8 protein-coding genes are annotated in these 10,196 nt (G+C 64.4%); 1 reads left to right on the top strand and 7 read right to left on the bottom strand.

The annotated features are described in order from the left end of the window. Positions 1 to 100 precede the first annotated feature (100 nt). A complete protein-coding gene (locus tag ACLP4W_RS29525; protein ID WP_442391052.1) occupies positions 101 to 2,029 on the bottom strand; it encodes a propionyl-CoA synthetase in 1,929 nt (642 codons plus the stop codon). A gap of 217 nt (positions 2,030 to 2,246) precedes the next feature. On the opposite strand from ACLP4W_RS29525, the gene ACLP4W_RS29530 reads away from it, so the two are divergent. Continuing rightward, positions 2,247 to 3,083 carry an alpha/beta fold hydrolase gene (locus tag ACLP4W_RS29530; RefSeq protein WP_442391054.1) on the top strand — a complete coding sequence of 279 codons (837 nt, stop codon included), beginning with the start codon at positions 2,247 to 2,249 and terminating at the stop codon, positions 3,081 to 3,083. A gap of 127 nt (positions 3,084 to 3,210) precedes the next feature. Here ACLP4W_RS29530 and ACLP4W_RS29535 read toward each other — a convergent pair whose 3' ends face one another. From ACLP4W_RS29535 to ACLP4W_RS29560, 6 genes are all read right to left on the bottom strand, one after another. Beyond that, the gene (locus tag ACLP4W_RS29535) at positions 3,211 to 7,113 is read right to left on the bottom strand and encodes a replicative DNA helicase (protein WP_442391056.1); all 3,903 of its coding nucleotides are present in this window, start codon (positions 7,111 to 7,113) and stop codon (positions 3,211 to 3,213) included. Positions 7,114 to 7,679: 566 nt separating this feature from the next. Continuing rightward, the gene (rplI, locus tag ACLP4W_RS29540; RefSeq protein ID WP_442391057.1) at positions 7,680 to 8,138 is read right to left on the bottom strand and encodes a 50S ribosomal protein L9; all 459 of its coding nucleotides are present in this window, start codon (positions 8,136 to 8,138) and stop codon (positions 7,680 to 7,682) included. A 33-nt stretch (positions 8,139 to 8,171) separates the two neighbouring features. Further along, positions 8,172 to 8,426: a 30S ribosomal protein S18 gene (gene rpsR / locus ACLP4W_RS29545; protein WP_442391059.1), complete on the bottom strand. Its 255-nt coding sequence runs from the start codon at positions 8,424 to 8,426 to the stop codon at positions 8,172 to 8,174. 39 nt (positions 8,427 to 8,465) lie between these two features. Then, positions 8,466 to 8,984: a single-stranded DNA-binding protein gene (locus tag ACLP4W_RS29550; protein ID WP_442391061.1), complete on the bottom strand. Its 519-nt coding sequence runs from the start codon at positions 8,982 to 8,984 to the stop codon at positions 8,466 to 8,468. A gap of 137 nt (positions 8,985 to 9,121) precedes the next feature. Continuing rightward, the gene (gene rpsF / locus ACLP4W_RS29555; protein WP_442391063.1) at positions 9,122 to 9,412 is read right to left on the bottom strand and encodes a 30S ribosomal protein S6; all 291 of its coding nucleotides are present in this window, start codon (positions 9,410 to 9,412) and stop codon (positions 9,122 to 9,124) included. Between the two features lie 128 nt (positions 9,413 to 9,540). Then, entirely contained in the window at positions 9,541 to 10,179 is a 639-nt protein-coding gene (locus tag ACLP4W_RS29560) for a DJ-1/PfpI family protein (protein WP_442391065.1), read from the bottom strand. Positions 10,180 to 10,196: the final 17 nt, after the last annotated feature.

The following is a 10,196-nucleotide window of genomic DNA, read 5'->3' on the forward strand; positions in this document are numbered from 1 at the left end:
GTCTCTGCCTCGCCGCCGGCACAGCGCTCTCGGCGCTGGGCTGCACAGCTCCTGGGATGCCTGCAGGGCGCCCGCCCGGGCAAACGTCAGGCTGGCGCCATCAATGCTGCGCGGTTCCGTTGATCGCGGCTACTGCCTGCGCCTCCCCCGCATCGGCCTCCCGCTTCAAGACGGGGCGCAGAGCGTGCAGCACGCTGGGATCCTCAATGGTGGAGGGCACCTCATCGTGGTGACCGTGCGCAATCCTGCGCATCGCCTTACGCAGGATCTTGCCGGAGCGCGTCTTAGGCAATGCTGAGACGATGTCGACCCGCTTCAGGCACGCCACTGCGCCGATCTCGTCACGGACCAGCGCCACCAACTCGTCGGCGAGCCCGTCCCCGGACGATCCAGCCTGCAGGACGACGAATCCGCGCGGAATCTGGCCTTTGATGTCGTCGGCGACGCCGATGACCGCGGCTTCGGCGACGGCAGGGTGCGATGCCAGCACCGCTTCCAGTGCACCCGTGGACAGCCGGTGGCCGGCCACGTTGATGACATCGTCGATCCGGCCCATGACGAACAGGTAGCCGTCCTCGTCGACATATCCGCCGTCGCCGGTCAGGTAGTAGCCGGGATGCTCACAAAGGTAGGACGATTCGTATCGTGCGTCGTCCTGCCAAAGCGTCGGGAAGGCACCGGGCGGGAGAGGCAAACTCAGGCAGATCGCGCCCTCCTCGCCGGCCGAACAGCCGGTGCCGTCCGGGTGCAGGATCGCGACCTCGTAGCCCGGCATGGGCACGCCCGGCGAACCAGGTTTGATCGCAAGCTCCTCGGCACCCACCGGATTGGCCGCGATGGCCCAACCCGTCTCGGTCTGCCACCAGTGATCGATGACGCGAACGCCGAGCTTGCCGGACGCCCATAGGTACGTGTCGGGGTCGAGCCGCTCCCCGGCGAAGAACAGCGACCGTAAGTGGGCACGGTCGTACGGCTGAAGCCACGTGCCATCGGGGTCGTCCTTGCGGATCGCGCGGATGGCGGTCGGCGCGGTGAAGAGCACCTTCACGTCGTGCTCGGTGATCACTCGCCAGAAGGCACCGGGATCGGGAGTTCCCACTGGCTTGCCCTCGTAGAGCACGGTGGTGGCGCCTGCGAGGAGTGGCCCGTAGACGATGTAAGAGTGCCCGACGACCCAGCCGACGTCCGAAGCTGCCCAGAACACGTCGCCGGGGCCGACGTCGTAGATGTGGCGCATGCTCCATAGCAGTGCCACCGCGTGGCCACCGTTGTCCCGCACCACGCCTTTAGGTTTGCCGGTCGTGCCCGAGGTGTAGAGGATGTACAGGGGATCGGTCGCGGCGACGGCGACGGCCGGCGCAGGTTCCGCGTGGCTGATCAGCGTCTCCCAGTCTTGGTCGCGACCGTCGACCATGCTGCACCGCAGCCGGTCTCGCTGAACGATGACGCAGTGCCGCGGCGGATGCGCGCTGGAGTCGATCGCCGCGTCGAGCATCGGCTTGTACTCGACCAGCCGGGTCGGCTCGATGCCGCACGACGCCGAAACGATGACCGCGGGACGGGCGTCGTCGATGCGAGCGGCGAGTTCGTGAGCGGCGAATCCGCCGAAGACCACGGAATGCACCGCGCCGATTCGGGCGCACGCCAGCATCGCGATAACCGCTTCGGGAATCATCGGCATGTAGATGACCACACGGTCGCCTTCGCGCACCCCCAAGTCGTGCAGGACCCCGGCGAAACGCGCTGTGAGGTCCAGCAATTCGGAATACGAGAACGTGCGCTTCGTCGCTGTTACAGGCGAGTCGTAGATCAGCGCCGCCGCGCCGCCGCGGCCCGCATCGACGTGCCGATCAAGCGCGTTGGCGCACGTATTCAGTTCTCCGTCGGGAAACCAGCGGTAGAACGGCGGCCGGCTGTCGTCGAGGATCCGCCGTGGCGACCGCGTCCACGTCACCGCTGACGCGGCCTCCGCCCAAAACGCCGTCGGATCATCGAGGCTGGACTCGTATAGCTCCCGATAACCGTTCATGGCTCTCCTCTGCCGGATTCGAAGGTCACCGATGCCAGACGATATGGCCGGATCCCGGCGGTCAATAGGGTCTTTGGGCACCACCAGTACTGCAAGCGTCTACGCTTCTGCTTGGGTGTGCCGGGCAAGTGCACCGGCGTGCACTTCCTTTGGGGTGGCGCTGCGGTCACATTGGGCGATGATGGATCTGGATACATGGTGGTCGGCAGGACGGCGGGTGGCTCTACCGCTGGGCGATCGCCAGCACGAGTTGTTCGTTCGCGAGGGCGGTGCCGGGCCTGCCCTGCTGTTGTTGCACGGGTTTCCGGCGTCATCGTACGAATGGGCGCAGTTGTGGCCGATGCTGACCGCCCGCCACCGCGTCATCGCGCCTGACTTCCTCGGTTTCGGGGCTTCGGACAAACCCCGTGGGCATCGCTACCGGGTCACCGAGCAGGCCGATCTGATCGAAACACTGCTCGCCCAACTCGCGGTGTCAACCCCGGATGTCCTGTGCTACGACTACGGTGCGATCGTCACCCAGGAGCTACTCGCGCGTGACTTCCCCCTTGGGCGCGTCGTGTTCAGCAATGCAGGGATTTTCCCGCATCTGTACCGCCCCCGGCGGATCCAGAAGTTGGCGATCGCTCCGGTGCTAGGTCCGCTGTTGAGCGTCGCGGCCGCCAACACTCGCACCTTCACCCGCACCTGGGGTGCGGTGTTCAGCCGTGAACACCCACTGCGGCCGCAGGTCGCGGCACAGCACTTCCGAGCCGCCCGCGCCAGGGATGCCCCCCGCACGCTGCAAAGCAGACTGCTGGCCTACATTCCCGAACGCGCCGCCGCCGCCGATAGACTCGAAACCGCTCTGAAGGCCAACATCGGTCGGTCGTCGTTTCTCTGGGGGATGCAGGATCCCGTGTCGGGCGCGGCGATCGCCGACGAACTGCGCAAACGATTTCCCAATGCCGACCTCGTCACCTATCCCGACGCCGGGCACTGCCCACACCTGGAGATACCCGAGCAGGTCGCCGCCGACGTGCTGGCTCGCACCATCCCCAACGGATGGTCTTAGCCCGTTCGGGATTTCAGCACCGATCCCGCCCACGCCGAAAGTAAGCAGCGGCGGCGAATTCGCCATCGGTTCGCCATGAAAAACGGAATTCCGCCATCGAAAAGCTGAACCTACATGCAGCGACCACTCACCTTGCCATGTTGGCGAAGCGCGACAAGTGCAGTTGATGCGCGACCGTGACGGTCTTGGTGGGGCCGTTGCGGTGTTTGGCGAGAATGAAATCCGCTTCTCCCCCGCGCGGATCGTCGCGTTCAAACGCATCCGGCCGGTGCAGCAAGATCACGACGTCGGCATCTTGTTCCAAAGAATTATGCACGCTAATGCCGTCGGCCACGAAATTATGTGTGCCGCTAACGGTTCCGTCGTAGACATCTTGCTCACCGAGGCTCGTGATCTCCACAACCGAGTCCCAATAGACATCATTGGTCGCCAATGCATGAATGTCAGGATCATCGAGCACAACTGCTGCGCGGTGCAGTCGCGACCGACTCGGCGAATGTTTCCACATCGTCGATCCGCAGAATTGTGTACCCATGGCCGACGCGAACTGCCGGTGTGTGATCTGGCTGGCGGACAACATGTCCCGGACTCGCGTCCACACCTCTTTCGGTATGGTGTCCAGATTCGTATTGCGCACTAAGCCTTCGAGATGAGTTAGCACTTCTTGCGCTGCTACCGCTTTCACACCATGGACACCAACGTGACGCAGGAACCTCGCCTGGTTCTCGGCACCGTATATGTATAGGTGCCACGAGTCTCGATAACCAAGCTTTCGTGCGCGCTTGATCCTCGCGAAAACGCCCATCCGTAGCAGCAGCCGTGCTACATCATCGATGAGGCGCCGACTGGTTGACGCATAATAGATCCGGCCCTGGCCGACCTTGGTATCCCACCGTACCGACCCGTCCGTGGCCCACAGGTGGCGCAGGAACAACGCCACCTGGTCGTTGGGAGCACGAAATACGGCTTCCGGTACGAACTTCTCGTAGCTCCGGCATCCAAACAGCCCCAGCCCATCGAGCCAGGCAGCGATGGGGTTGCGTCGACCACGCGGCAGCCGATCCGGCGATGGCAACCGCAGCGTCGTCACTCGCGCGGCCGGATAGTCGTCTCGAATGGCGGTCACGCCGAAATGCGCGGCCGATAGCGTCACTGCGACGAGATTTGCCTCGTCGACGGACGCGTAGCGGATCGGTTGCCTCTTCACGCATGACCCGTCGCCGATCATGTGGGCAAGCAGGATGATCTCGGATTCGTCCATCCGCTGCGTGTCGACCGGCTCTGGAACCCGCCGCGGGGCCGCAATGCGGTCACCAATCTTCAGCTGCTCCAATGGAGTCCAGCCATCGAGCTTCATGAAGGGATGGTTGCCGGTAGCCTCGACTTGACGTCCTGAGGCCAGCCCGAGCCGAAACACATCCTTGCGGCCGCTCGGGAACACATTGGTCATCGGGCGGCCGACCATGCGCAGCCGCTCGTCCAGCGACCACACCAGGGGTTGCTCGCCGCTGCGCAGGAGCTCACCAAACGTGACCTCGGCGCCGGTGTCGGCGCGCAAGATTCGCGTCGACGCGGTCAGGCATCCCGACTCGCGAAGGTCGGCCAGCATCGGCTTCTTGTCGGTGCGCTGCTCGGGACCGCGGTTGAGCTGGCTGATCGCAACCACCGGAACCTCGAGCTCCTTGGCCAAAAGCTTGAGATGACGGGAAAATTCGGACACTTCCACCTGACGGGACTCGTGCTTCTTGCCCGACGTCATCAGCTGCATGTAGTCGACCACGATCAGCCTCAGGTCGGCCTTCTGCCGCAGCCGGCGCGCCTTGGCCCGGATCTCCATCATGGTCAGGTTGGGTGAGTCGTCGATATACAGTGGCGCCTCGCTGATTTCGCTCATCCGCCGAGCCAGCCGCGTCCAGTCGTCGTCGTTCATCCGCCCCGAACGCATGTCGGCGAGCTTGATTTTCGCCTCCGCCGACAGCAGCCGCATCACGATCTCGGACTTGCTCATCTCCAGCGAGAAGATGACGCTGGCCATGCGGTGCTTGATCGAACAGGACCGCAGAAAGTCGAGTCCCAGGGTGGAGTTGTGAGTGGGAATCATGGCATTGCCCGCGAGATACATGTGGCTGGCGTTGTCCACTTCGACACAACGCACGGGAACTGTCTCGACCTGGCGGACGTCCACAATGAAGCGTGATCCAGAACGCTCGGTGCCGGTGATAGCCCGGCGCTCCTTGTGCACCATGGCCTTTCGCCGCAATGCGAAGACCTTGTCATCTGTGGAAAATGTCAGGGTGTAAGCGATGCTGGACGAATCGTGACGGCCGCGGACGCGCTTGGTTGAGGTTTGGCAGCGATAGCCAAGGCTGACAATTAGCTCGGCGACATCAAACGCCAGCCGATGGTTAGTGACTGAAATTTGGACGCTGCCGCCCGCCGTCACGGTTCCGTCGGTGTCGAGCAAGCCGGCGAGCAGGGCGCGCCGCTGCGTCTTGGACCCCCGCAGGTATTCCGTCGGAATGTGCTTGTTAACGAGCACGCCGAGTGTTCGCAGTCGCGCCTGCAATGTCCCCGCAGCGGCGCGGCACTTCCGACACAACCGCAGCCCTGTTAAAGGTCCCGCGCAGCGAAGGCAGGTCGGACTCGGCACCGGAGCAGAGACAAACCGTGCCCGGCCACCGCATGAGCGTCCACAGGTCCGTACCTGACTGTTTTTGGGAATGAACTCCTCGTCACATACCACGCACTGGCTAGGAACCTGCTCGGCGTTAGCCGGCAGACGCAGCTGGTAACGGTACTGAGCGGATTCCGATGGAACTGCTACGAAGCCGTCCGCTTCGATCCGCATGATGATTTCAGGATCGGCAGCGGTGATCTGGGCTGCGGCACCAGTGCCATCTCCAAGCCAGGCGCCGAGAGTGTACGGCGAGACCAAGAGCTCGCGATCGGGTAGGTCAAGTGCACACGCATTGACCACGCTGTGGTTCAGTCGCCGATCTCGAGTGTCGCAGCGCAGACTTCCGGCGATCTCAGCCGTCGTTCGCACCGCCGCAAAGGTGCGCTGATTTTTGTAGCGGTGGTAGCCCACCGCCGCAGCTTGCGCTGACTTTCGAGATGCGCGCGTTTCGGTCAGCCACTGATGCGCCGCGTCGGCGACGATCACTGTCCCGTCAGAGAACTCCACCTCGTAGCACGGCCGTCCCAGCATCACGTCGGTAGCGGCCACCACCCGCGTCGGCAACCCGTCGGCGCCAAGCAACTCATCCCCGACCGCGACGTCACCCATCGTCGTCCAGCCGGACGGCGTGGGCAGCGGCGTGTCGAGCGCGAGCGCCTTACCCACACCCGGGCGCGCCGCCAGGATGATCATCTGTCCCGGATGCAGACCATTGGTCACGTCGTCAAGCTCGTTGAAACCGGTCGGGACCCCGCGCGACAGGCCGCCGCTTGAGGCGATGGCGTCGATCTCATCCATCGTCGGCTGCAGCAGATCCTCGAGCGGAACGAAGTCCTCGGAAAGCCGGCGGTCCGCGACGTCGTAGATCTCCGCTTGCGCGCGATCGACCACTTCGGCCACGTCGGCGCCCTCGGCGCCTGCGTAGCCGTATTGCACTACCCGCGTCCCGGCCTCCACCAGGCGGCGCAGCAGCGCCTTCTCGGCAACGATGCCCGCGTAGTAGCCCGCATTGGCGGCCGTCGGCACCGTCGAGATCAGGGTGTGCAAATACGGTGCGCCGCCAATGCGGCGCAGCAGCCCGCGGCGGTCCAGCTCCGCGGCAACCGTGACCGCGTCGGCCGGCTCCCCGCGCCCGTAGAGATCCAGGATCGCGTCGTAGACGTTCTGGTGGGCCGGGCGATAGAAGTCACCGGGCCGTAGCCGTTCCAGTACATCGGCGATGGCGTCCTTGCTCAACAGCATGCCGCCCAGCACCGATTGCTCCGCGGCCATATCTTGCGGTGGCTGACGGCCGAACTCTTCGTTGGGCTGCGAGGAATCCGTGCCAGACGCCAGGTCATCGACGACCGCCATGAACTCTCACCTCCCCTAACACGACCCGGACACCCCTAACGCGACCCGGACACGAGTACCCGAACATACATTCGATACGCGATATCCAGAGCGTAAGTCACGGCACCGACACCCACGACTCGTGGCACGCATATTTCACATGGCGCGGGGACGACGGTAGACGTTGCTGGCGAGTACATAAAGGGGCCGTTGTTCATAACGCTGTGCATCGTGTGTGCATATCCTTCGACACCTGTGTTGAGCGGGGTGTGGAGAACCTGTGGATTAATCCGAGACACTGCAACATCGCTGCTGTTAAGAGCAGTACATCGCGTCACCTTTGGTGTGGACAAGAATCTCTACGGCGTGTCGGGCCAGGTTACTGCCCCGGGCGTGTTGGCTTTCGCCCACATTTTCGCCGCGTTACGAGGCGGTTAAGGCGATCACATGGCAAGGCTGCCGAAATAGTTCGCCAGCCCGACCGCCCTTGGCGGCGTCAAAGGAGCCGCTGGGCGCGCTCATAGCGCGACTGGATCCGGCGGCCGCCGACCACGGGCCACCGCCGGATGAGAGCAAACGCTGCGGAGTTAGCTCTCCGCGACGACATCGACCGCAACGTCGACATCGATCTCTGAGTGCAGGTGCACCGACACCCGATGCGTGCCGACCGCCTTGATATGTGTCTTGGGGAGCCGGACGATCCGCCTGTCGAGGTTTGGCCCTCCGGCCTTCTTGATGGCCGCGATAACGTCGCCGGCGGTGACCGAACCGAACAACTTTCCGGAGTCGGCCGCGGTCTTCACCGGCAGCGAGACCGGGCCCAGGGCCTCGATCGCCGTCTTGATCTCGAGGGCGTGCTCGAGGTCGCGCACCGTCTTGGTTTCGCGGGCCCGGCGAATCTCGTCGGCCTGCTTCTGCGCGCCGCGCGAGGCGACGATCGCCAGGCCGCGCCGGAGCAGAAAGTTGCGGCCGTACCCGTCCTTGACCTCGACGGTGTCGCCGACGGTGCCGAGGTGGTCGACATCGGCCGTCAGAATGAGCTTCATCGTTAACGTACTTTCGGTCGGGCTTTGCGGCGGTTATCGCGCCGAGGAGGTGAAGGGCAGCAGTGCCACCTCGCGGGCATTCTTCACCGCGAGCGCGATGTCGCGTTGATGCTGCACGCAGTTGCCGGTGACGCGACGCGCCCGGATCTTGCCGCGCTCACTGATGTACGTGCGCAGCAGCGTTGTGTCCTTGTAATCGATCGCTTGCCCCTTCTTCGCGCAGAAGACGCACTTGCGCGCCTTGATCGGCTTTTCCGGAGCCGGGCGCCGCTTGTTGGACTTGGCCATGTCTGTGTTTCTTTCCGTTTCTAGGTCTGAATTTGTTGGTCAGAACGGCGGTTCGTCGTCGCCGCCGCCGAAGGAGCCCGACGCCGGGGCGCTGCCCCACGGGTCGTCAGCGGGTCCACCGCTCGCCGGCGCCGCCGCCGCCGCCGGCGCCTGGCGAGATCCACCGCCGAAGCCGCCGCCTCCACTGCCACTGCGGCTGGCCTTGTTGACCTTCGCGGTGGCGTAGCGAAGCGAGGGCCCGATCTCGTCGACCTCGACCTCGACGACAGTGCGCTTCTCGCCTTCGCGGGTCTCGAAGGACCGCTGCTTGAGCCGCCCGGTGACGATCACCCTGGCACCACGGGTCAGGCTTTCCGCGACGTTCTCGGCGGCCTCCCGCCAGATGTTGCAGCGCAGGAACAGCGCCTCGCCGTCTTTCCATTCCCCGCTCTGCCGGTCATAGATCCGGGGCGTCGATGCCACGGTGAAGTTCGCCACGGCAGCACCCGACGGAGTGAACCGCAGTTCCGGGTCGGCGGTCAGGTTTCCGACGACGGTGATAGTGGTGTCACCAGCCACAATTTCCTCCTGTGTCCGCCTTTGCAGGGTGATGTGTTCTCGCTGAGCCTACGCAAAAGCACCGACACCGGGCATTCAACGCTGGGTTCGATTGCCCGGCTCCTCCTCGCCCGCCGCGCGGCCGCATCGTCGCTGGGCTAGTGCTTGTCGGTGCGCATCACTTTGGTGCGCAACACCGACTCGTTGAGGCTGAGCTGACGGTCGAGCTCGGATACCGTCGCCGGCTCGGCCTTCAGGTCGACGACGACGTAGATGCCCTCGGCGTGCTTGGCGATCTCGTAGGCCAACCGGCGCTTACCCCAGATGTCGACCTTGTCCACGGTTCCACCGTCCTTGCGGACGACATTGAGGAACGCCTCCAAGGACGGGGCAACGGTGCGTTCGTCGAGCGTGGGGTCAAGAATGACCATGATTTCGTATGGACGCATGGAAACCTCACCACCTCCTCTGGTCTGTGCGGCCACGGTCGGTCCGTGGCAGGAGGGTCGCCTGCGTCGGCAACCGCCCCAGGGTACCGGACGTGGGGGCGACCCGAGAAATCCGGCACGGCGGCCGGTTACTGGCGAGCCTGCAGGTATTCGTTGGCCCTGGCCACCGTCGCGTGGTCGGCCTTGGCCAGCGCACCGGAGTCGAACGGAGGCTGCGGGTCGTATTCGATGAGCAACTGAGCGGCCTGCGCGGCCTGTCTGTCGACGAGAAGCTCAACCAGCCGCAATGCCATGTCAATGCCGCTGGACACACCCGCGGCGGTGATGATCCGCTGAGGTAGGTGCTCGACGACTCGCGCCGACACATAGCGCGCACCCAACTCGTTGAGCAGGTCCGCGGCCCTCCAATGGGTCGTCGCGGCGAGTCCATCGAGCAGGCCCGCAGCGGCCAGTAACAGCGCGCCGGTACACACCGAGGTGGTGAACTTGGTATTGGGGTGTACCGATTGCAACCAAGCGCGGATGCCGTCGTCGCGGATCAGCTGGCGGGTGCCGATACCGCCGGGGAACACCACCACATCGGGTGCATCGATTTCGTCGAATGCGGCGTCGCAGCTGACGCCGAGCATCCCGTTTTCCGTGCGCACCTCACCACGGCGGTGCCCGACGAACACCACGTCGAATGACGGAATGCGTTGCAGCACTTCGTAGGGACCCACAGCGTCGAGTGCGGTGAACCGGGGAAACAGCGGGATTGCGACCAGCATCACGCGTGTGCCGGGTC

Source organism: Mycobacterium sp. (assembly GCF_052145595.1).
Lineage (GTDB): Bacteria > Actinomycetota > Actinomycetes > Mycobacteriales > Mycobacteriaceae > Mycobacterium.